Genomic DNA, 21,103 nt, shown 5'->3' with positions numbered 1-21,103 from the left:
ATTTGCGAATGCTTCATTTTCGCGGCCGAATATGGCAGGGGACGCTGAAATGCCGCAAACAGCAGTTCATTGACAATCATGCCCATTACCAAAGATCCCGATAACACCGCAGCCGGCCCGGCGATCATCCTTGTCGAGCCGCAGCTCGGCGAGAATATCGGCATGGTCGCCCGCGCCATGGCCAATTTCGGACTGTCGGAACTGCGTCTGGTCAATCCGCGCGATGGCTGGCCGAGCGAGAAGGCGCGTGCCGCCGCCAGCCGTGCCGACCACGTCATCGATGCCGTCGAGGTTTTCGACGATCTGGCCTCGGCACTTGCCGACCTGAACTTCGTCTTCGCCACCACCGCAAGGCAGCGCGACGGTTTCAAATCCGTGCGTGGACCGGTGGAGGCGGGCAGGATGCTGCGCGCCCGTCACGCAATGGGGCAACGCACCGGTATCCTGTTCGGTCGCGAGCGCTTCGGCCTCTACAATGACGAGGTTGGCCTCGCCGACGAGATCGTCACTTTCCCGGTCGATCCTGATTTCTCCTCGCTCAACATCGCCCAGGCGGCCTTGCTGATGTCCTACGAGTGGATGAAGTCGGGCCTGGAGGACGAGACCAGGACCAATTTTTCGGGGCCGGAGATGAAGCCTGCAAGCAAGGAAGAATTGCACGGCCTGTTCACCTATCTCGAAGGCGCGCTCGAGGCGCGCGGCTATTTCAGGCCGGCGCCGAAGAAGCCGAAAATGGTCGACAACCTCCGCGCCGTGCTGACGCGGGCAGGCTTTGCCGAGCCGGAGCTCAAGGTGCTGCGCGGCATCATCTCTTCGCTTGACCGGTTCTCGCCGGCGATGCCGCGCGGCGATGGGTCACCTGGCGATGACCCGAGGCGTTTGCCCGCGGCGGCGGCGCGCGCCCGCAAGGCGGAGGCGACTGGTCGGGCGCCGGACGCTAGCGGCGACGACACGGACACGCCACTGCTCGGCGGCAAGGGAACCGACAATGACTGACCAGCCGATCCTGATGTTCGATTCCGGCGTCGGCGGTCTGACCGTGTTGCGCGAGGCACGCGTCCTGATGCCCGACCGGCGCTTTATCTATGTCGCCGACGATGCCGCTTTTCCTTTTGGCGCCTGGGAGGAGCCGGCCCTAAGAGAGCATATACTAGGATTATTCGCCAAACTGCTCGACCGCTTCGCGCCGGCCATCTCGGTTATCGCCTGCAACACCGCCTCGACACTGGTGATCGACGCGCTGCGCGAAAGATTTCCCGGCCATCCCTTCGTCGGCACGGTGCCGGCGGTCAAGCCGGCGGCCGAGCGCACGCGCTCCGGGCTGGTCTCGGTGCTGGCGACGCCGGGCACGGTGAAGCGCCAGTACACGCGCGACCTGATCAGCAAATGGGCGCAGAAATGCCATGTCCGCCTGGTCGGCAGCGACAGGCTGGCTGGCCTGTCCGAAGCCTATATGCGCCAGGGCTTCGTCGACGAAGATGCCGTGCGCGCCGAGATCGAGCCATGCTTCATCGAGCGCGACGGCATGCGCACCGACATCGTCGTGCTGGCCTGCACGCACTATCCCTTTCTGGTCAATCGCATGCGCAAGACCGCTCCCTGGCCGGTCGACTGGATCGATCCGGCCGAGGCGATCGCACGGCGCGCCCTTTCGCTGCTGCCGCCGATCAATGGGGCGCTGCCGCAAGCCGAGCCTGATATCGCGGTTTTCACCTCGGGCAAGGCGGACTTCGCCGTCAGCCGCCTGATGCAGGGGTTCGGGCTGACCGTTCACTTGGACAGCGGCAAAGCCGCCCGCCACTCAAACAGGTTCGAAGACGATGCTGCGTTGATCCGGATCGGCCAGGACTAGCCTTAGCGTCAGACCATCACCCTGTCTGAGCCCCGAGGCCTTCACGGTGGCAACGACAGCCATGTCGGCAAGCTGAATGCGCACGCCATGGTCGACGAAGTCGGTGACGACGGCTTTGAACGTCTCGCCCTCGCGCCCCTCCAGCATTACCGCCTCGGCAAGGTCGATGGCCGCGTGGTTGATCTGGGAAGCGCGGCTATCCGCGCGTCCCATCGCCTTCGGCAACCTGGCAAACGCGTCGGTAACAGCCTGGGGCACGGGCTGGCCGTTGGCGATAGCCAGCGCGCAGCGCACGACATAACGATCGGCAAGGCGCCTCAGTGGGGCGGTTGCATGGGCATAGGTCGCGGCCATCGCCTCATGCCATGGGACAACGCCGTCCTGATACGGTTGATAGGATGCGCCGGGGCTTGCATGGCGGATTTCCAGCATCAGCGCCGCCTGATGCGGATCGGTCGGATCGAGGGTTCGCTGATAGTCCCGCAAGCTGGTCGAGGCCGGCCAGGACAGTCCGAGAGCCTGTGCCGCGTTGCGCAGCCTTTGAACCTTGAAGGCATCCGGCCCCGACATCACCCGAAAAAGGCCGGTATGATGCGCAAGCATGGCATCGGCGATCGCCATGTTGGCGGCCAGCGAAAGCGCGGCGTTGTCCTGCTCGGATTGCAGAAGCGGCCTGAACGAAAGCCGGAATGTGCCGTCGGCAAGCCTTTCCACCTCCTGCTCGGGTGGGTCGACGCGGGAAGCCCCACGGCGCCGCTCATTCGCCGCCATGCGCCGCGCCATTTCGGCGAAGCCGGCCGGGACATCGGAGGCCTTCACGCTGTCATAGGCGAGCTTCGCGCGGCTTTGAATGATTGCCCGCTCCGCGCCGTCCAACTTCGTCGCGCCGTCCTGCGCAACCCGAACCGTGAAGATAGCAGCTGGACGGGGTCCATCCGGCAACAGGCTCGCCGCACCCTCGGCAATTACCGGCGGATAGAGCCCGGCCTTGCCGTCCGGCAAGTAAAGCGTCTCGCCCCGCGTCCAGGCTTCGCGATCGATCGCGTCGCCGTCCTCGACGAACCAGGCCACGTCGGCGATGGCGTAATGCAGCAGAAGATCGCCACCGCTCGCCTCGATCGAGAACGCCTGATCGAGATCGGTGGAAGCAGCCGGATCGAGCGTGACGAACGGCATTTCAGTTCGATCGGCATGCTGGTTGGGCACACGTTTGGCCGCCGCCTCCGCCGCGGCAAGCACATCGGCCGGAAATCCGTCCGGCACGTGGAATTCGGCGCGGATTTTCGCCAGTCCCGCGGAGAGAACCTGTGAGGGATCGGTCAGGGATTTCATTCAGCCGTCCTACACTGGGGTTCCGGACACGAGAAGGCTGCCGACGAAAATCGCCGAGCGCGGCCAAGGGTTGGCACCAGGCGGACGGGGAGCAGCGCCACTGGCGCTGGAACCGCCGCCGAAGCGTGGCGTTTCTCCTGACAGCAAAGGAGACCCGCCATGCCAGCCACTTCGAAAGCCCAGCAGAAAGCCGCCGGCGCCGCACTCTCCGCCAAACGCGGCGAGACCAAGAAAAGCGAACTCAAGGGCGCCTCCAAGGGCATGTATGAATCGATGAATGAAAAGCAGCTCGAGGAATTCGCCGAGACGAAGCGCAAGGGATTGCCGGAGAAAAAATCCTAAGGATTGAGCGCTCGAGCCAGACTACCTTGGAATGAAAAAGGGCCAGCGACGTTCGCTGGCCCGGGAATTATGGCGTTGAACAGTCTTACCAGCGGCAGCGCCGTACTCTCTCGACGATCACCCTGCGATGGCCATGCCGCCACACCACTCGCTTCTTCACGACGATGCGGCAGACCTGCTTGTGGCCGTGCCAATGACGCGCCATGGCCGGCTCAGGGGCCACCGCCATCGACCCGGCAAGCACCGCGGCCCCTGCCAGGGTAAGGAAAAACTTCTTCATGCAATTAAGCTCCTCTAGCTCCAGTCCCTTCCTGGTGCCGCTGGCGCAAACCTCCCGCCACATCGGCATCGCATCAACGCCTTGGACGCTATACGGTTGCGTTGCGCCGCGCCACTCACAAGCTTGACACCGGTTAAATCTCGGTTTAACCAGCCGCCAACGCCGGGCAGCGATGTCCGGTGTTTGTTTTGTATACGCAAGATCTGTCACGACAATCGTTTCCGATCTTGTTTGAACTGACGTGTCCCGTGGGTTTTCCGCCGCGTTGCGTGGGAAAACCCTGTCAGGTCTCGAAAACGGAGGCCAGAGGAGGGCGCGTTTCCTTCACCCGGACCAAGAGGTGCCGGGTGTGTTGTCTTTGAAAGGGAATGCGATGAGCAAGCGCGAATCCGCGAAATACAAGATCGACCGCCGTCTCGGCGAAAATATCTGGGGCCGCCCCAAGTCCCCGGTCAACAAGCGTGAATACGGCCCCGGCCAGCATGGCCAGCGCCGCAAGGGCAAGCTTTCCGACTTCGGCCTGCAGCTCCGTGCCAAGCAGAAGCTGAAGGGCCACTACGGCGACGTGTCGGAAAAGCAGTTCCGCAAGGTCTATGAAGAGGCCGATCGCCGCAAGGGCGACACCTCGGAGAACCTGATCGGCCTGCTCGAATCGCGTCTCGACGCGGTTGTCTACCGCTCCAAGTTCGTGCCGACCATTTTCGCCGCCCGTCAGTTCGTCAACCACGGCCACGTCAACGTCAACGGCAAGCGCGTCAACATCGGCTCGTATCGCTGCAAGCCGGGCGATGTCGTCGAAGTGCGCGAAAAGTCGAAGCAGCTGGTGATCGTCCTGGAATCGGTTGGCCTCGCCGAGCGTGACGTGCCCGACTACATCGAAGCCGATCACAACAAGATGACCGCGACCTTCTCGCGCATCCCGGGCCTGGCGGACGTTCCGTTCGCCGTGCAGATGGAACCGAACCTGGTCGTCGAATTCTACTCGCGCTAAGCGAACGCTTTTTTGCGATACCGGAAAGGCCGCCCTCGAGGCGGCCTTTTTGTTTCGGGCACCCGCTTGCGGCGTGTCGCTAAAATCAATTTCGATTTTCCAGACAATGCGCTAAGCCGGGCGGAAGTCACATCCGGGGCCGTCGCGCCATGACCATGCAGCTAGACATCGAAACACTCGAACCGGCCGCCGAAGGCGGCTCTCACCCGCTGTTCGCCGATGTGCCGTCGTCGGTCGAGTTCAACAAGCTGCGCAAGCGACTGCTGCGGCTGACCCGCCAGGCGATCGAGGATTTTTCGATGGTGAAGCCGGGCGAGCGCTGGCTGGTCGCGCTGTCGGGCGGCAAGGATTCCTACGGTCTGCTGGCCATGTTGCTTGATCTCAAATGGCGCGGGATGCTGCCAGTCGAGTTGCTGGCCTGCAATCTCGACCAGGGCCAGCCGAATTTCCCCAAGCATATCCTGCCCGAATATCTCGACACCAACGACATAGCGCACCGTATCGAATACCGGGACACCTATTCGGTCGTGACCGACAAGCTCCCCGAAGGCAGCACCTATTGCTCGCTCTGCTCGCGGCTGCGGCGCGGCCATCTCTACAGGATCGCGCGCGAGGAAGGCTGCTCGGCCCTGGTCCTCGGCCATCATCGCGAGGACATCCTCGAAACCTTCTTCATGAACCTGTTCCACGGCGGGCGGCTTGCCGCCATGCCGCCGAAACTGCTCAACGACGAAGGCGATGTGATGGTGTTGCGGCCGCTGAGCTATTGTGCCGAAATCGATCTGGAGAAATTCGCTGCCGCGATGCGGTTCCCGATCATCCCTTGCGATCTCTGCGGCAGCCAGGAAGGGCTGCAGCGCAACGCCATGAAAGCGATGCTCGAGGACATCGAAAAGCGCATGCCCGGCCGCAAGGACACCATGATTCGCGCTCTGTCCAACACCAGGCCGTCGCATTTGCTCGACCGAAAGCTGTTCGATTTCGCCGCCCTCAATGAAACCCTCGCGATCAGGCAATACATTTCCGATGACATTTGACGACACCGCGATCGACTGGCTGGCCGGCATTCTGGCCGAGGCAGCCCAAGCCGAAATCATGCCGCGCTTTCGCCGACTGGGCGACGGCGACATCAGGCAGAAGACTTCCGCCGCCGACCTGGTGACGGAGGCCGATGTCAACGCCGAGCGGCTGATCACCGCCAGGCTGCGCGATCGCTATCCCTCTGCCATGGTGGTGGGCGAGGAGGCCTGCTCCGAAGATCCGGCGCTGCTCGACGGCTTGGCAGATGCCGAACTGGCGTTCACCGTCGATCCGGTGGACGGCACCTTCAATTTCGCGTCCGGCGTGCCGCTGTTCGGCGTCATGCTGGCGGTCGTGGTCAGGGGGGAGACGGTCGCGGGCATCATCCATGATCCGGTGGGCAAGGACTGGCTCATCGCCGCCAGGGGTGCCGGCAGTCATATCAGGCATGCCCATGGCAGCCTGGAGAAAGTGCGTGTGGCGGCGCCAGTGCCGATCTCGCAGATGACCGGCGCGGTGTCCTGGCAATATCTCGACGAACCGGAGCGCTCACGCCTGGCGCGCAACCAGACCAAGGCACTGTCGCAGTTCGCCTATCGCTGCGCTGCTCACGAATATCGCTTGCTGGCGAGCGGGCATGCGCATTTTGTCGTCTACAACAAGCTGATGCCCTGGGATCATCTGCCCGGCGTGCTGATCCATCAGGAGGCCGGCGGCCATGCCGCTCGGATCGACGGCAGCGCCTATCTGCCTTCGCATGTCGATGGCGGCCTGCTTGTCGCGCCGGACCAGGACAGCTGGCAGGAACTGCGCCGCGAGCTGTGGGCGGAATAGGACCAATTCCTGTGGCTTGAACCGTTGTATGATCGAGTCGGGCGTTTTGGCGGAGGCTCTCGAATGAAACCTCGGTTCGCAATTTTTGTGGCTCTTGCCGTGGTGCCGTTTGCGAACGCGGCAATCGCGCAAGAACGCTCCTGTCACAGTCCCGATCCCATCGACACCATCAAGGAGATGTCGGACGCTATCTATGCCTGTTGGAAGCCGCCACCCGGAACCGCGGGCATGTCCTTGACCATGCAGTTCTCGCTTCGTCGCAACGGGACGCTGATCGGGACGCCTCGCGCCACCTATTCCGATCTGGGGGTCGATCCGCGGCTCAGCCGAGCCTTCGCGGCGTCCATTCTCAAGGCGCTCGACGACGCTCTTCCATTGCCCTTTTCAAATGGCATGGGCGGAGCGATCGCGGGGCGGATGCTCTCTCCTCGCTTCACGGCGGCGCTTGAACGCGCATCCTGACGCCACCAGCAGACGACAATCAATGCAGGTCGGTGACGTGGCCTGAAACGGGGGCGTTCTGCGGCTGGAACATCTTGCCGCGTTCCGCAAACAGGATCATCAGCAGCGCGGCCACCGAGACGCTGCAGAAACCGGCGGCTAGCGGCGTCACCGTGCCGTTGAAAGCCTGACCGATCAGCGTGCCGAGAATGCCGCCGAGAAAAGTCTGCATGAAACCCAGGATCGATGACGCCGTGCCGGCCAGCTGGCCAAGCGGCTCCATGGCCAACGCATTGAAATTGGCTCCAAGACAGCCAAACGGCAGCATGGCACTGGCAAAGAAGGTGATGAACAGCCAGAGCGGCATCTTCGTTTCCAGTGAAACCACCAGCCAGGCCAGGCTGATCACCAGAAACAGCAACAGCGCGCTTTGCGACAGGCGGCGCATGCCGACGCGGCCGACAAGGCGCGAGTTCAGATAGTTGGAGAAGGCGAGTACGCCCGCGACACCGGCAAAGATGACGGGAAACATCTCGCCGACGTCGAAGACGCCGACGTAGATCTGCTGCGCCGAGGCGATAAAGCCGAACATGGCGCCGAAGATGAAGGTGCTGGCGAAGGCATAGCAGAGCGCGATGCGGTTGGTGAGCACGATGCGGAAGCCGCCGAGGATGGATGAAACCGTCAGTGGCCGGCGATATTCGGGATGCAGCGTCTCGGGCAGGCGCAGCAGCGACCACGCCGAGACGATCATGGCTCCGACGGCCATTGTGACGAATATCCAATGCCAGGTCGCAAACAGCATGATGAACTGGCCGATGCCTGGAGCCACGACCGGGATCGCCATGAACACCATGAAGATCAGCGACATGACTTCGGCCATACGCCGGCCGTCGAATGTATCGCGCACGATCGAGACCGCTATGACGCGCGTGGCGGCCGCGCCAAGGCCTTGCACGGCGCGGCATATCAAGAGCGTTTCAAAGCTCGGGGCGATAGCGGCCGCGGCGGCTGCCGCCACATAGATGATAAGGCCGGCGACGAGCGGCGAGCGGCGCCCGAACCGGTCCGAGATCGGCCCGAAAAACAGTTGGCCGCCGCCGAAACCCAGTATGTAGGCGGTGACCACATATTGCCGATGATTTTCGTTCTCGACCCCGAGCGAGGCACCGATCTGCTGCAGCGCCGGCAGCATGATGTCGATGGCCAGCGAATTGAGCGCCATCAGCGCCGCGCAGAGCGCGATGAACTCCCAGCGCGGAATCGGCAATTGGCTTGCCCGAGGCGAGGTGCTTGCCCCTTGCGGCGCTGATTTCTGCTGGTCCACGGCAAGTCCGATCTCTCAAACGAAAACGCGCCGGCGGGCCGGCGCATTTGGCTCGTCCTGGTCCCGGGATCCGGGCTTGTAAAATTGCCGAGGTGGGGCCGCCCCGGTGGCTTGGGCATGTCGATACCGACACGCCCAAAACTGAAGTCAGGCGGCGCCTTTGACGCTCACGCCCTTCTCGACCAGAAAGGTCTGCAATTCGCCGGCCTGGAACATTTCGCGGATGATATCGCAGCCGCCGACGAATTCGCCCTTGACGTAGAGCTGCGGGATCGTCGGCCAGTTGGAATAGTCCTTGATGCCCTGGCGCAGTTCGGCGGAGTCCAGAACGTTCACGCCTTTGTAGTCGGCGCCGATATAGTCGAGGATCTGGACGACCTGGCCGGAAAATCCGCATTGCGGGAAGCCGGGCGTGCCCTTCATGAAAAGGACGACGTCGTTGCCCTTCACTTCATTGTCGATGTAGTCGTTGATGCCGCTCATGGAATATCCTTTCACGCCTGTGGGAGTCAGGCTCGAAACATGTCCCTCAAATAAACCCATAGGTTGCCCGAAACAAGACTTTAGCCATGCCATCACCCGAATGGCGCAAAGAATGGGCGGCTTTGGGCCAAGCGTGTCGGGTGGAAACGCCTCAGTCGGGAACGCTGGTCTGCAGCGCCAGCGCGTGCAGCACGCCGCCCATATTGCCCTTCAGCGCGTCATAGACCATCTGATGCTGCTGGACGCGGCTTTTTCCGCGAAAGCTTTCGGCCACGACCTCAGCGGCGTAATGGTCGCCGTCACCGGCGAGGTCGCGAATCGTCACACGGGCATCCGGTATGCCGTCCTTGATCAGTTTTTCGATGTCGTGGGCGTCCATTGCCATTGCGGAAATTCCTGTTTCGGAAGGGCGGCGGCGCGGCGGCCCATGTGATGAGAGTCGGGCAAGCCTAAAGCCTTTCCAATCCGGATTGAAGCGGTTCTGTCCGGTGTCCGTTCTGTTGGTGTTCAGGCGATGGGTTCACCCGGCCCCTGCGCCGGCTCATCCTCGCGCATCGAGAAGGCGCGGCCAAGGCTGAAGACCAGCACGTAGAGCGGGAGGTTGATCGCCATGTTGGCGATCGGCAGATAGCTGGTCATTCGCCAGGCGGGCGAGAAGAACGGCTGGCCGTAACCATCGCAGACAAGCGAAGAGCCGTACTCCCACAAGGCCCCCAAAACGGCCGAGACGGCGAAAAGCTTGATGCAGGTGACGACGTGTCTCGTCCGCGCCTCGTCCGGCAGAAGCCGGTTCCAAAGCAGCAGGCAGATGATCGGAACCGCATAGATGAGGTTCTGCAGGACAAGCATGGGAAGCGTGCCGTTGGCCGCGGCGAGGAATTCTCCGCGCGTTTCCAGCCTGGGGCAAACCTCGCTCGATGTCGTCGAGAGCAGGAAGAAGACGAACGGCCCGAGGCACCAGAAGAAGAACAGCGACGGCCAGAAGACGACTGCAAGCAGCGCCCGGACGGCCAGTTTCTTATGATTGAGCAGGATCTCTGGACAAAACGGTTTTCCCTTTGTCCAAGAAAACCGGTTTCCACCTTTCGGGATCATGCCCTGGTCAACTGGCCTGATCCATGAAGCGCGGGAACCAGCCTTCATGGGCGGCGGTCAAGTCGCTGACCGGGATTGCCCTGGCATCGCCGAGCTTCAACGCGGCGCCGCCGGTCGAGCCGATCCACGGCGCGAAAATGCCGAGTTCGCCCTGCTGCTTGCGGATGGCGTCCCATTCATCGCCATGCGGATCGATCGACAACGTCAGGAGATAGCGGCCCTGGTCTTCGCCGAACCAGACCGGGATCGGATCGGTACCGACAAGCCCGGGAACGGTCGCGCCGATGCCCGACGCCATCGCCATTTCGGCCAGCGCCACCGCAATGCCGCCATCGGAGACGTCATGCGCGGCCGTGACGATGCCGGCAGCGATCAACGAGCGTACGTGGTCGCCGACGCGCTTCTCGTGGTCGAGGTCGACCGGCGGCGGCGGGCCGTCGCTGCGGCCGTGGATATCCCTGAAATAGACGGACTGGCCAAGATGCGTTCCCCAGGAAGCCGGTGCGCCGACCAGCAGGATCATCTGGCCTTCCGCGGCGAAACCGATCCGCGCCATCTTCGACCAGTCTGATATCAGGCCGACGCCGCCGATGGTCGGTGTCGGCAGGATGCCCCGGCCGTTGGTCTCGTTGTAGAGCGAGACATTGCCCGACACGATCGGGAAACCAAGCGCCCGGCAGGCGTCGCCGATGCCTTTCACCGCGCCGACCAGTTGGCCCATGATCTCTGGCCGTTCGGGATTGCCGAAATTGAGATTGTCGGTAGCGGCGAGCGGCAGCGCGCCGGTGGCAGTCAGGTTGCGCCAGCATTCGGCCACCGCCTGCTTGCCGCCCTCGTAGGGGTCGGCTTCGCAATAGCGCGGCGTCACATCGGAGGAGAAGGCCAGCGCCTTGGTCGGATGGCCCTCGACCCGCACCACGCCGGCATCACCGCCCGGAAGCTGCAGCGAATTACCCTGGATCAGCGTGTCGTACTGTTCCCACACCCAGCGGCGCGAAGACAGGTCCGGTCCGCCAAGCAGCTTCAGCAGCGCATCGGCGAGGTCGGCCTGCGGGATATCGTTGGCGGCAAGCGGCGCCGGCTTCTTCGGCTCGACCCAAGGGCGATCGTATTCGGGAGCCTTGTCGCCGAGATCCTTGATCGGCAGGTTGGCGACCTCGTTCCCCTGGTGCCGCACGCGGAAGCGCAGATCGTCGGTGGTCTTGCCGACGATGGCGAAGTCGAGGCCCCATTTGTGAAAGATCGCCTCGGCCTCCTTCTCTTTTTCAGGGCGCAGCACCATCAGCATGCGCTCCTGGCTTTCCGACAGCATCATCTCGTAGGCGCTCATGCGCTCCTCGCGCACCGGCACCTTGTCGAGGTCGAGTTCGATGCCGAGGTCGCCCTTGGCGCCCATTTCGACCGCCGAACAGGTGAGGCCGGCAGCACCCATGTCCTGGATGGCGATCACGGCGCCCGAAGCCATCAGTTCGAGAGAGGCCTCCAGCAGGCATTTTTCGGTGAAGGGATCGCCGACCTGCACGGTCGGGCGCTTCTCGTCGATCTTGTCGTCGAATTCGGCCGAGGCCATGGTGGCGCCGCCGACGCCGTCGCGGCCGGTCTTGGCGCCCAGATAGACGACCGGCAGGCCGACGCCCTTTGCCTCGGACAGGAAGATGGCATCGGTCTTGGCAAGGCCCGCGGCAAAGGCATTGACCAGGATGTTGCCGTTGTAGCGGGCGTCGAAATTGACCTCGCCGCCGACCGTCGGCACGCCGAAGGCATTGCCGTAGCCGCCGACGCCGGAAACCACGCCCGCGACCAGATGCCTGGTCTTGGGATGGTCGGGCGCGCCGAAGCGCAGCGCGTTCATCGCCGCGATCGGCCGCGCGCCCATGGTGAAGACGTCGCGCAAGATGCCGCCGACGCCCGTCGCCGCACCCTGGTAGGGCTCGATGAAGGAGGGATGGTTGTGGCTTTCCATCTTGAAGACGACGCAGTCGCCGTCACCGATGTCGACCACGCCGGCATTCTCGCCCGGGCCCTGGATGACTTGCGGGCCGGTGGTCGGCAAGGTGCGCAGCCATTTCTTCGAGGATTTGTAGGAGCAGTGCTCGTTCCACATCGCCGAGAAGATGCCGAGTTCGGTGAAGCTCGGCTCGCGACCGACCAGGTCCAATATGCGCTGATACTCATCGGGCTTCAGCCCATGCGAGGCGATGAGGTCTGATGTGATCGGGACGGAATTGGAAGTGGTCATGGGCGGCGATTTATGTCCATGGAGCAGGGATTTTGAGTCTCCTCTTATCGCAAGCCTTGCGGTCGATACACCCGTCGGCTGAGGAAAAAGGCAGAAAGCAACAGGGCGATAGATCGCGGCAGGCCTTTTGGTGAGCAGCGAAAGGCGTCCACCCAGCTTTCAAGTCCCCGCAAAACCAAAATGGGGAACGCTCCGATGCCCCGGTCGTTAGGTCCCTATCACCGAGGAGACAGAATCATGGCTACCAAGCAAGGCAAGAACGACAATCGCCTCTCGGACAAGGAAGCTCTCCATATCGCGGAGACCACCGACGTTTCGCCGCGGCAGGCCAAGGAATTGGCTGAGAAGCACGGCAAGGAAAAAGCCGAGAAGGAAGCCAAGAACTTCAAGGCCGAAGGTTGATCCGGGTCTGGTTCTGACAAGTCCAGTGTCGCAAGTCGACGTCTCGAGGCAGCAGGGCGGGTGGCCGCGAACGGTTCAGGAAAAACTGTCGTAGCCCGCGCGGCCCTCGTCCAGCAGCCGCCTGATCACCGCGACGCCGCCGGCAACACCCTCGCGCCCGCTCGGCTGCGAAACACCGAAGCGCACCCCATGGAAAACCCGCTCCGAGCGCCCCGCCTTGAATTCATCCTCATCGTCGATCAGCACGCCATGCTCCAGGCAGGCATTCTTGAACGTGCCGGAAAGCCAGGGATCGGGCAGGGTGAGCCAGACGAACGGCACCTTGTCGTGCGATCTGAATGAGAAGCCCGCCAAACTTTCGCGCACTATGGACATGCGGGCGCTGATCTCCGCGATGCTGCGCTTGCGGATTTCGCTGGCCTGGCCGGAAAGCACCAGCCGGGCATTCACCTCCGCCAGCAGGAATGGCATGCCGCCCGTCATCATCTTGTGGGCGACCCGGATGCGATGGCGATAAGCGGGCGGGCAGGAGAGCCAGCCGCCGCGCAGTCCGGCGGCGACCGACTTCGACAGGCCGCCGGCGATGATGGTGCGCTCGGGCGCGAATTCGGCAAGCAGCGGTGTCGGGTCGTCGGTCAAATGGCCGTAGAGGTCATCCTCGATCAGGATGACGTTGTAATCACGGGCGATACGCGCGATCGCCTCGCGTCGCGCCGACGACAAGGTCAACAGGGTCGGATTCTGCGCCGTCGGTATCAGGAAGATCATCTTGGGGTGCTTTTGCGCGCAGACGCGTTCGAAATCCGCCGGATCGAGGCCTTCATCGTCCGAGGCAACCAGCGCGGTGCGCCGGCCGATCAGGCCGGCGCTGCGGGAAATCTGGGAGTAGGTGAGGTGCTCGAAGGCGACATAGTCGCCGGGCGTGGTCAGGGCCGCGATCGCGGCCATCACCGCGGCGTGGGTACCGAGGGTAGGCACGATTGTATCGATCGTTGGCCGGAAGGCATTCCGGGACAGCCAGCGGGCGCCGGCTTCGTACCAGCGATCCGGGAAGTCGCGCGTGTAACTTGAGATCTCATGCGGATGGTCCTGTGCGGTGCGCGACAGGACGTCGGCTACAACGGCGCCCTGGCCGATATCAGGGGCTGCCGTGCTGTCGAACCGCAACTTGCCCTTGGGGGCATCGACATAGCGCGTGCCCTCCACGCTGGTGTCGGGCGCCTCCGGCTTCGTAACCCCGATGTTCTGGCTAAGCACATAGGTCCCGCGTCCGACTTCGCCGCTGACGAGACCGCGCTCGCGCAGCAATTGATAGGCCCGCCCGACGGTGCCGACCGTGGCACCGATGTCGTAGGCAAGGTCGCGCTGTGGCGGCAGTTTTGCCCCCGCGCCGATCACTCCTCGATCGATATCCGCCTCGATGGAATCCGCGAGACGCTGATACAGCGGGCCTGAACCGGTGAGATCTGGAATCCAATTTGTCATGGTGACAATTTTCTATATTGCACCGTTTTGGGAGTCAATACATACCGGCAATGCACCCAACCGAGGGTGCAATTGACATTTGGCAGAAAGAAAATGAATACAATCGGAACATTCCGCCACTCGGAAACCCAATTGCTCGGTCAGCCTGCTCGCCCGTCCGGGCAGCGCGGCTTCGCCGGCCGAATTGTGCATGTGGTCAGTTCGCTGGCGAAATGGATCGACCGCCTGCTGGAGCGCCGGCGCGGCCGACTGGCGCTGCTGGAGATGACCGACGATCAACTCAAGGACATCGGCATCTCGCGCTGCGACGCTCACCGCGAAGGCATCAAGCCGCTCTGGGAATAGCGGCCCGTCTACCGTGCGCCTTTGCTCCCGAGGCGCCCGATAGCGTGGTCGACGAAAACGGCGACGACGCATATCACCAGGAAAAGTGTGGTTATGGCGAGCGCGGCCACGGCGACGCTCTCAACGCCGTTCCTGGCGACATCGAGGAAGGGATAGGGCACTTCGCCCGCCAGCGGCGCGCGCGCCAGCGCATAGGCCAGATAGGCGATGGGATAGAGCACCCACCAGGAGATGTCGCTCCATCGCGTCCTGCCATCGGCGCCCGATATCAGCCACCACAGCACGAACAGCACCGGCGTCACGTAGTGCAGCAGGATGTCGCAGAGCAGGAACAGGCCTTGCGGCTGCCAGAGCCGCGCCAGAACCGTGGCATAGACGATGAACACCAGGGTGATCGAAGCCGCGACGCCCGCGCGCATCCGTGGTCCGGCAAAGGCCGGCAGCCACGCATAGAAGCCGGATGACAACAGCGAGGCGTGGACCAGCACGGCGCCAATGTTGGTCAGGATGGTGAAGAAGCTGAAATAGAACACGATCGAGCCGAGCAGGCCGCGGCCCGCTACCATCGAAGCCGGAATGGTGATCGAGAACTGCAAAGCGAGCGCTATCAAGCCAACAAATAATCCCGCGATCTGCAGGAACCGGCCCATGGCTGGCTCAGGCCGTGGCCGCGCAGGCCGGATTGCCCGCTTGCCAGCGCGCGACATCGGAGCTGATGCGTGCGCCAAGCGGGTCGTTCATCAACGGTCCGAAGACGTCGACACGGCTTGAATTGCCCTGTGCCTGCACGACCAGCAACGGTTTGCCGCCATAGTGCTTGGCCGGCACCAGAAGGAAGCGCGGCGTGCCGCTGAACGAGTTCAGTTCATTGGCCATCTGATACTGCCTGAAGGCCGGATCCTTGCTGGCGATCCAGCATTTGTGGGCCGATATCGCCACCTGTTCCATGGAGAGCAGCGCGGCGCTCTTGCCCGACGGCACGGGCGTGCTCTTGGGGCTCGATTGGCAAGATGCCAAGGCAAAGCCTGACACGGCGATCAGGGCGATCGTCCTGTTCTTGATCAAGCGGCACCCATTTCGAGTTCGGACAGAGAGATCTTCAGGCCGTCGGTCATCTCGCCCCATACCCTGGACAATGCCGGATGCTGCGAAGCGATCTGCTCATAGGCATCGAATCTGGGATAGGCGTCGAGCAGGTCGTGGCGGCCGGTCATGGCGCGGAAATTGTTGAAGATGAACCGCGTCGGCGTCAGCCAGGCGTCGGCGAAACTGATGTCGCTGCCGAGCGCGAAGGGGCCTTGCGCCATGCGTGCCTCGATGGCGGCCAGCCCATGGTGCAGACGGGCGAATTGGGCGTCGATCTCGGCAGTGTCGCGCTTCGGCACGAAATGCAGTTCGAAAAGCTTCATCGTCGGTGTGAGTACGTCGAGATCGACGATGCGGGCAAACATGCGCACCAGCGCGCGGTCCTTCGAATCGGGCGGCAACAGAGCCGGTTCGGGAAACCGTTCCTCGAGATATTCGGCGATCACCACCGATTCGACGATCGTTTCGCCCGAGCCGGTGATCAGAACCGGAATCCGGTTCATCGGCGAGATAGCGCGAAACGCCTCGGGGATCGGAAAACCGGGCGGCGGCGCGATGATCTTGATCGGCACGTCCTTGATATAGGCCAGCGCCCGCACGATCGAAGAGTAGGGCGACAACGGCCGCGAATAGAGTTTCATGACCGTCTCTCCCTCACGCTATGATCTTGAATTGCCGCAATTCTTAAGGTTGCGGTTGCAAACTTCAAGCGGCAATGCCCAAGGCGCCTTCGAACAGCGCTCTGCCGTCATTGCCGCCATGCGCTGCTTCTATCAGATTCTCGGGATGCGGCATCAGGCCGAGCACATTGCCTTGTTCGTTGACGATGCCGGCAATGTCGTTGATCGAGCCGTTCGGGTTGGTGCCTTCGGCATAGCGGAACACCACCTGGCCTTCGCCCTCGAGACGGGCAAGTGTGTCGGCGTCGGCAAAGTAATTCCCGTCGTGATGCGCCACCGGCGAGCGGATGATCTGGCCCGGCTGGTAGCGACGCGTGAACATGGTGTTGGCGTTGGCGATCTCGAGCTTGACCTGCCGGCAGACGAATTTCAGCGAGGTGTTGCGCATCAGCGCACCTGGCAGCAGACCGGCCTCGACGAGAATCTGGAAACCGTTGCAAACGCCGATGACCATGACGCCCTTGGCCGCCTTTTCGGCGACCGCCCGCATGACCGGCATGCGTGCCGCGATCGCGCCGCAGCGCAGATAGTCGCCAAAGGAAAAACCGCCTGGGATGGCGATCAGGTCGACATCGGGAATTTCGGTGTCGGTCTGCCAGACGGTTGCCGGCGCCTGTCCGGAAATCTTGGTCAGCGCCGCGATCATGTCGCGGTCGCGGTTGAGGCCAGGGAGAAGGACGACGGCTGATTTCATTTTGGTTCGTAAGGCCTTTGTGCTTCGGCAAGTTCGCGCGGGTCGAGACGGCGCTCGATATGTTCTAGCCAATCATCCCGGCGAGCGAGCACGCCATAGATGTTCTTCACGTCAGTCTCGGTGGCTATCAGATGACCGCGGATGGAGCCAAGCTCGGATTTTACCTCTCCGAGCGTCAAATCCATCCTGTCCAACCGTGATTGAATGGACTTGAGGCCTTCAAATATCAAGCTTCCATCGCTCTCGGCCATCAGTTCCTCCGGCACAACTTCAGGTAAGCGTCACACTATAATTCTCAATTACAGTGTTCGCCAGCAGCTTGTCGCACATGGCCTTGAGATCGGCCTCGGCCTTGCCCTTGTCGCTTTCCGAAAGCTCGACGTCGAACACCTTGCCCTGCCGCACTTGGCCGACGCCATCGAAGCCCAGCCCCGACAGCGCGTGTTCGATCGCCTTGCCTTGCGGGTCGAGCACACCATTCTTGAGGGTGACGGTAATGCGGGCCTTGATCACGCTGGACATGCTCCTGTTCTGAACGTTGGGCGCAAGCCGCTGTCAGTGCGGCTTGCCTTTGAGGCCATCGGTCGAGGCGACAAGCACCGGACCGGTAGGACGCGGCGGCTCGTTCTCGTTCATGATGCCGAGGCGGCGGGCGACTTCCTGATAGGCCTCGACGAGGCCGCCCATGTCGCGGCGGAAACGGTCCTTATCGAGCTTGTCCTGCGTCGCCACGTCCCACAGGCGGCAGGAATCCGGCGAAATCTCGTCGGCCACGACGATGCGCATCATGTCGCCCTCGAACAGGCGACCGCACTCGATCTTGAAGTCGACGAGCTGGATGCCGACCCCCATGAACAGGCCGGAGAGGAAATCGTTGACGCGGATGGCCAGCGCCATGACGTCGTCGATCTCCTGCGGGCTTGCCCAGCCGAACGCCGTGATGTGCTCTTCCGAAACCATCGGATCGTCGAGCGCGTCGGCCTTGTAATAGAATTCGATGATCGACCGCGGCAGGACGGTGCCTTCCTCGATGCCGAGCCGCTTGGACAGCGAACCGGCGGCGACATTGCGCACCACCACCTCGAGCGGGATGATCTCGACTTCCTTGATCAGCTGCTCGCGCATGTTGAGCCGGCGGATGAAGTGGGTCGGGATGCCCATGCGGTTCAAATGATTGAAGATGTATTCGGAAATGCGGTTGTTGAGTACACCCTTGCCGTCGATGACCTCGTGCTTCTTCTTGTTGAACGCGGTTGCGTCGTCCTTGAAGAACTGGATCAGCGTGCCCGGCTCGGGTCCCTCATAGAGGATCTTGGCCTTGCCTTCATAAATGCGGCGGCGATTTTTCATTTGAATTTTTCTCTGGATTTGCGGACAGGCGGCAAGCGACCACTTCCTGTCCGTCCGCCTGAATTAATGCGGCGACGGTGACGTTCAATGCCGGGTCTATCCCAATCACACCGTTTGCTCAATCGGCAAATCCTTTCAATCAACCGCTTTCGGGACTGAAATGCCGCAGCGCAGCATATGACGAAGCATATTGACCGGCCCGCGACCTTTTGGTTTGTGCTTCGGCAACACACATATCCATTCCATTGCCAACGAATCGGATTTGACCGGAGGGACGCCATGAGCAGCATGAAAGACCGCGAAGAGGGCTTCGAGCGCAAATTCGCATTCGACGAGGAGCTTCGGTTCAAGGCTTCGGCGCGGCGCAACAAGGCGCTTGGTCTGTGGGCAGCCGAAAAGCTCGGAAAGTCCGGCGCCGATGCCGACGCCTACGCCAAGGAAGTCGTTGTTTCCGACATCGAGGAAGCCGGCGACCACGACGTGTTCCGCAAGATCCGCAAGGATTTCGATGCCGCCGGCGTCGAGCAGTCCGATCACCAGATCCGCCGCACCATGGACGAAATGATGGCGCAGGCGATCGAGCAGATCAAGAACACCTGATCCGGCCGCTTTCTGGCCCAATCGACCGCCCGGCCGATCCGGGCGGTTTTTCTTTGCCTTTGCGGCGGTTTCCGGCTGAAACTGCCGACGTTAACGAGGAAAGAGATTAGATGTCCCTGAAGTCCCGTCTTGCCGCAGATGAAACGCTGGTAACCGCCTGGTCGGGCGTGCCGGACGCCTTGACCGTGGAGATCCTCGCCAGGCAGGACTTCGATGCCGTGACACTCGACATGCAGCATGGCGGCCATCACGAGGACAGCGTCCTGCGCGGCCTGGCACCCGTGCTGGCCCTGGGCAAGCCGGCGCTGGTGCGCATTCCCGTTGGCCGTTTCGACATGGCCAGCCGTGCTCTCGATTTTGGCGCCGAAGCAGTCATTGCGCCGATGGTCAACTCGGTGGCCGATGCAAAGCTGTTCGCCGCGGCCATGAAGTATCCCCCGCTCGGCGAGCGCTCGTGGGGTCCGACCTATGCCTTTCCCCGCTATGGCAAGGGCGACTATGCCGAATGGCTGCGCGACACCAATCAGCGCACCATGGCTTTTGCCATGGTCGAGACGCGCGCCGCGCTCGATGCGCTTGACGGTATCCTCGACACGCCGGGCATCGACGGCATTTTCCTCGGGCCGTCCGACTTCTCGATCGCCTGGACCAACGGCACCACGGTCAATTCGACGCTGGAAAGCATGATGGAGACGGTGGCTTCGGTTGCCGAGCGCACCCGCAAGGCCGGCAAGCATGCGGCGATCTATGTCGTCGAACCGGCTATCGCCGGCCGCGTCGTGTCGATGGGCTATCGCCTGCTCGCCACGGGTTCCGAGCACGCGCTGATTTCATTGGGAGCAAGGACCTTGCTCAAGGACATGCGGGACTCGATCGGATCCTGAACCAGCGGACTGCTGTCGCCAGCGTGTTGCTCAGGCCTTTGCACCGCGAGCGCCGTGGCGGCCGATCCGCCGCGTCTGATCCTGTCGAACAAAGCGCCGAGCGCCTGGACCCACCAGTTGTTGAAAGCCATCAGCGGCAATGCCGCGAGGATCGACCCAGATATCGCGGCGGCAGCGCCGAGTGCGGCGGAGTCGCTTGCCAACAGCGCCCATGATCCCAACGAGCAGATAACGGGTACATGCACGAGGTAGAGCGGGAAAGACAGGTCGCCCAGGAAACGTGCGGCCTTGCCGGAGAGCCATGACGGTGGGTCATCCATGCTCAGCACGGCGTAAACCAGCATGATGCTTGCCGGGATGGCCACGCAAGCTTGCCGCAAACCGATATCGGAAGCTGCAATATCGAGCACGGCGAAGGGCCGGTATATTCCCACAGCATCTCCTGCATAACCCAGCAGCACCAGCGAAATAATCGCCATGGCCCCTCTCACCCATCGATTCGGGCGAAATCCCATGGCGAGAAGCGGATAGAGTAGGAGGCTGGCCGGAAAGGCACAAAAAAAGAAGCTGACTTGCACCGCCAAGAATACGCCTGTTGCTATGCAAAGCCAGGACAATAGCGCCCAGCGGCCTTGGAAGAAAAAGACGATCGGGGCGAGGGCGAAGGTCAGCATGCTGCCCCAGAACTCGATCGTCATGGTCCACAGGCTGCTGTCGTAATATTTGTCGCCGTAAATGAATGTCCGCCACGCTCCTTGCAGGAATGCGTCGGAGAAACTCGCTGTCTCCCGCGACAGTACCTTTGAAGCATTGCCGAATCTGCCGAGCCACTCAGATTGAGCGACCGCCGCTGCATCCTCGAAGAAATACAGATCGAGCTTGAAGATGACACAGGACGATAGAACCACAACAAGCACGGGTCCAGCCAGACGAGGCAAACGTTTGATCGCACCCAGCCGAAGGTCTTGTGCGTCGCGGGACTGGAAATAACGCTTCACAAGCACATAGGAAGAGAGGACGAAAAACAAGTAGACGGCAGAGCCGCCATTGAAGGCGATGAAAGCCAGACTTGTCTTGAGCGATTGCGCAGCCTCCTCTTCGCCCGCCGCGGACGGCGCAAAAGCACACAAGATATGCCAATTGAGAACGATAAGCGCTGCGGCGCCTCTCAAGAATTCAAGTGATGCGTCCTTGCGCAAGCATTGACCTCTGTTTCAAGGGCGAAGAATTGGCAGCCCGGTTCAAGCACGGATGATCATCCAGAAAGCAATTTCCACTGCTTCTGAATAGTTAACGCTGGCCCTCTTAAATTATTATTTATTCGAGTCCTGCAGTTTGATC

The 21,103-nt window shown here is 62.1% G+C and carries 27 protein-coding genes; 11 read left to right on the top strand and 16 right to left on the bottom strand.

Annotated elements, in window-relative coordinates:
• The first annotated feature begins 78 nt into the window (after positions 1-78).
• Together MESAU_RS21625 and murI are read left to right on the top strand one after the other, a co-directional pair.
• Positions 79-996: an RNA methyltransferase gene (locus MESAU_RS21625; protein ID WP_015318156.1), complete on the top strand. Its 918-nt coding sequence runs from the start codon at positions 79-81 to the stop codon at positions 994-996.
• Positions 989-1,852, top strand: coding sequence for a glutamate racemase (murI, locus tag MESAU_RS21620; RefSeq protein WP_015318155.1), 864 nt, complete (start codon positions 989-991; stop codon positions 1,850-1,852). The genes MESAU_RS21625 and murI overlap by 8 nt, the downstream gene beginning before the upstream one ends.
• Here the strand turns inward: murI and MESAU_RS21615 are convergent.
• Complete coding sequence (locus MESAU_RS21615) at positions 1,802-3,184, bottom strand: RNB domain-containing ribonuclease (RefSeq protein WP_015318154.1); 1,383 nt, start codon at positions 3,182-3,184, stop codon at positions 1,802-1,804. The genes murI and MESAU_RS21615 overlap by 51 nt on opposite strands.
• A 159-nt stretch (positions 3,185-3,343) precedes the next feature.
• On the opposite strand from MESAU_RS21615, the gene MESAU_RS21610 reads away from it, so the two are divergent.
• Complete coding sequence (locus tag MESAU_RS21610; RefSeq protein ID WP_015318153.1) at positions 3,344-3,526, top strand: DUF3008 family protein; 183 nt, start codon at positions 3,344-3,346, stop codon at positions 3,524-3,526.
• An 85-nt stretch (positions 3,527-3,611) separates the two neighbouring features.
• Here MESAU_RS21610 and MESAU_RS21605 read toward each other — a convergent pair whose 3' ends face one another.
• The gene (locus tag MESAU_RS21605) at positions 3,612-3,806 is read right to left on the bottom strand and encodes a hypothetical protein (protein ID WP_041163853.1); all 195 of its coding nucleotides are present in this window, start codon (positions 3,804-3,806) and stop codon (positions 3,612-3,614) included.
• A gap of 373 nt (positions 3,807-4,179) precedes the next feature.
• On the opposite strand from MESAU_RS21605, the gene rpsD reads away from it, so the two are divergent.
• The 4 genes from rpsD to MESAU_RS21585 all read left to right on the top strand — a co-directional run bounded on the left by rpsD (position 4,180) and on the right by MESAU_RS21585 (position 7,113).
• Positions 4,180-4,797: a 30S ribosomal protein S4 gene (gene rpsD, locus MESAU_RS21600; RefSeq protein WP_015318151.1), complete on the top strand. Its 618-nt coding sequence runs from the start codon at positions 4,180-4,182 to the stop codon at positions 4,795-4,797.
• 149 nt (positions 4,798-4,946) lie between these two features.
• Positions 4,947-5,834: a tRNA 2-thiocytidine(32) synthetase TtcA gene (gene ttcA / locus MESAU_RS21595; RefSeq protein WP_015318150.1), complete on the top strand. Its 888-nt coding sequence runs from the start codon at positions 4,947-4,949 to the stop codon at positions 5,832-5,834.
• A complete protein-coding gene (locus tag MESAU_RS21590; protein WP_015318149.1) occupies positions 5,824-6,651 on the top strand; it encodes an inositol monophosphatase family protein in 828 nt (275 codons plus the stop codon). The genes ttcA and MESAU_RS21590 overlap by 11 nt, the downstream gene beginning before the upstream one ends.
• 63 nt (positions 6,652-6,714) lie before the next feature.
• Entirely contained in the window at positions 6,715-7,113 is a 399-nt protein-coding gene (locus tag MESAU_RS21585) for an energy transducer TonB (RefSeq protein WP_015318148.1), read from the top strand.
• 19 nt (positions 7,114-7,132) lie between these two features.
• On the opposite strand, the gene MESAU_RS21580 is transcribed toward MESAU_RS21585, so the two are convergent.
• From MESAU_RS21580 to purL, 5 genes are all read right to left on the bottom strand, one after another.
• Positions 7,133-8,362: a multidrug effflux MFS transporter gene (locus tag MESAU_RS21580; protein WP_263488895.1), complete on the bottom strand. Its 1,230-nt coding sequence runs from the start codon at positions 8,360-8,362 to the stop codon at positions 7,133-7,135.
• Positions 8,363-8,566: 204 nt separating this feature from the next.
• Entirely contained in the window at positions 8,567-8,902 is a 336-nt protein-coding gene (gene grxD, locus MESAU_RS21575) for a Grx4 family monothiol glutaredoxin (RefSeq protein ID WP_013895877.1), read from the bottom strand.
• Between the two features lie 151 nt (positions 8,903-9,053).
• On the bottom strand, positions 9,054-9,287 hold the full coding sequence (locus tag MESAU_RS21570; RefSeq protein ID WP_015318146.1) for a BolA/IbaG family iron-sulfur metabolism protein: 234 nt from the start codon (positions 9,285-9,287) through the stop codon (positions 9,054-9,056).
• A 122-nt stretch (positions 9,288-9,409) separates the two neighbouring features.
• Positions 9,410-9,997, bottom strand: a complete 588-nt coding sequence (locus tag MESAU_RS21565) for a hypothetical protein (protein ID WP_015318145.1) — start codon at positions 9,995-9,997, stop codon at positions 9,410-9,412.
• Between the two features lie 7 nt (positions 9,998-10,004).
• A complete protein-coding gene (purL, locus tag MESAU_RS21560; protein WP_015318144.1) occupies positions 10,005-12,236 on the bottom strand; it encodes a phosphoribosylformylglycinamidine synthase subunit PurL in 2,232 nt (743 codons plus the stop codon).
• A gap of 237 nt (positions 12,237-12,473) precedes the next feature.
• Here purL and MESAU_RS31530 point away from each other — a divergent pair, with 237 nt between their 5' ends.
• Positions 12,474-12,638, top strand: a complete 165-nt coding sequence (locus tag MESAU_RS31530; RefSeq protein WP_015318143.1) for a hypothetical protein — start codon at positions 12,474-12,476, stop codon at positions 12,636-12,638.
• 75 nt (positions 12,639-12,713) lie between these two features.
• Here the strand turns inward: MESAU_RS31530 and MESAU_RS21555 are convergent, their stop codons facing one another.
• Complete coding sequence (locus tag MESAU_RS21555; RefSeq protein WP_015318142.1) at positions 12,714-14,123, bottom strand: aminotransferase-like domain-containing protein; 1,410 nt, start codon at positions 14,121-14,123, stop codon at positions 12,714-12,716.
• Positions 14,124-14,216: 93 nt separating this feature from the next.
• On the opposite strand from MESAU_RS21555, the gene MESAU_RS21550 reads away from it, so the two are divergent.
• Positions 14,217-14,468 carry a DUF1127 domain-containing protein gene (locus tag MESAU_RS21550; protein ID WP_041163466.1) on the top strand — a complete coding sequence of 84 codons (252 nt, stop codon included), beginning with the start codon at positions 14,217-14,219 and terminating at the stop codon, positions 14,466-14,468.
• 8 nt (positions 14,469-14,476) lie between these two features.
• Here the strand turns inward: MESAU_RS21550 and MESAU_RS21545 are convergent, their stop codons facing one another.
• The 7 genes from MESAU_RS21545 to purC all read right to left on the bottom strand — a co-directional run bounded on the left by MESAU_RS21545 (position 14,477) and on the right by purC (position 18,278).
• Positions 14,477-15,118: a Pr6Pr family membrane protein gene (locus MESAU_RS21545; RefSeq protein WP_015318140.1), complete on the bottom strand. Its 642-nt coding sequence runs from the start codon at positions 15,116-15,118 to the stop codon at positions 14,477-14,479.
• Positions 15,119-15,125: 7 nt separating this feature from the next.
• On the bottom strand, positions 15,126-15,533 hold the full coding sequence (locus MESAU_RS21540; RefSeq protein WP_015318139.1) for a hypothetical protein: 408 nt from the start codon (positions 15,531-15,533) through the stop codon (positions 15,126-15,128).
• Positions 15,530-16,195 carry a glutathione S-transferase family protein gene (locus MESAU_RS21535; protein ID WP_015318138.1) on the bottom strand — a complete coding sequence of 222 codons (666 nt, stop codon included), beginning with the start codon at positions 16,193-16,195 and terminating at the stop codon, positions 15,530-15,532. The genes MESAU_RS21540 and MESAU_RS21535 overlap by 4 nt, the downstream gene beginning before the upstream one ends.
• Positions 16,196-16,259: 64 nt before the next feature.
• Entirely contained in the window at positions 16,260-16,928 is a 669-nt protein-coding gene (gene purQ, locus MESAU_RS21530; protein WP_015318137.1) for a phosphoribosylformylglycinamidine synthase subunit PurQ, read from the bottom strand.
• Positions 16,925-17,179 (bottom strand): hypothetical protein, encoded by a 255-nt coding sequence (locus MESAU_RS21525; RefSeq protein ID WP_015318136.1) that lies wholly within the window; start codon positions 17,177-17,179, stop codon positions 16,925-16,927. Before MESAU_RS21525 ends, purQ begins: the two co-directional genes overlap by 4 nt.
• A gap of 19 nt (positions 17,180-17,198) precedes the next feature.
• Entirely contained in the window at positions 17,199-17,441 is a 243-nt protein-coding gene (gene purS, locus MESAU_RS21520) for a phosphoribosylformylglycinamidine synthase subunit PurS (protein WP_015318135.1), read from the bottom strand.
• Between the two features lie 42 nt (positions 17,442-17,483).
• Positions 17,484-18,278 (bottom strand): phosphoribosylaminoimidazolesuccinocarboxamide synthase, encoded by a 795-nt coding sequence (gene purC / locus MESAU_RS21515; RefSeq protein WP_013532127.1) that lies wholly within the window; start codon positions 18,276-18,278, stop codon positions 17,484-17,486.
• Between the two features lie 279 nt (positions 18,279-18,557).
• On the opposite strand from purC, the gene MESAU_RS21510 reads away from it, so the two are divergent.
• Together MESAU_RS21510 and MESAU_RS21505 are read left to right on the top strand one after the other, a co-directional pair.
• Entirely contained in the window at positions 18,558-18,878 is a 321-nt protein-coding gene (locus MESAU_RS21510; protein ID WP_015318134.1) for a DUF1476 domain-containing protein, read from the top strand.
• A gap of 110 nt (positions 18,879-18,988) precedes the next feature.
• On the top strand, positions 18,989-19,762 hold the full coding sequence (locus tag MESAU_RS21505; protein WP_015318133.1) for an HpcH/HpaI aldolase family protein: 774 nt from the start codon (positions 18,989-18,991) through the stop codon (positions 19,760-19,762).
• Here the strand turns inward: MESAU_RS21505 and MESAU_RS21500 are convergent.
• Complete coding sequence (locus tag MESAU_RS21500) at positions 19,669-20,961, bottom strand: acyltransferase family protein (RefSeq protein ID WP_015318132.1); 1,293 nt, start codon at positions 20,959-20,961, stop codon at positions 19,669-19,671. The genes MESAU_RS21505 and MESAU_RS21500 overlap by 94 nt on opposite strands.
• Between the last annotated feature and the right edge of the window lie 142 nt (positions 20,962-21,103).

Source organism: Mesorhizobium australicum WSM2073 (assembly GCF_000230995.2).
Lineage (GTDB): Bacteria > Pseudomonadota > Alphaproteobacteria > Rhizobiales > Rhizobiaceae > Mesorhizobium > Mesorhizobium australicum.
Note: the sequence above shows the minus strand (reverse complement) of the source record. Positions and strands in the feature narration are given on the sequence as shown.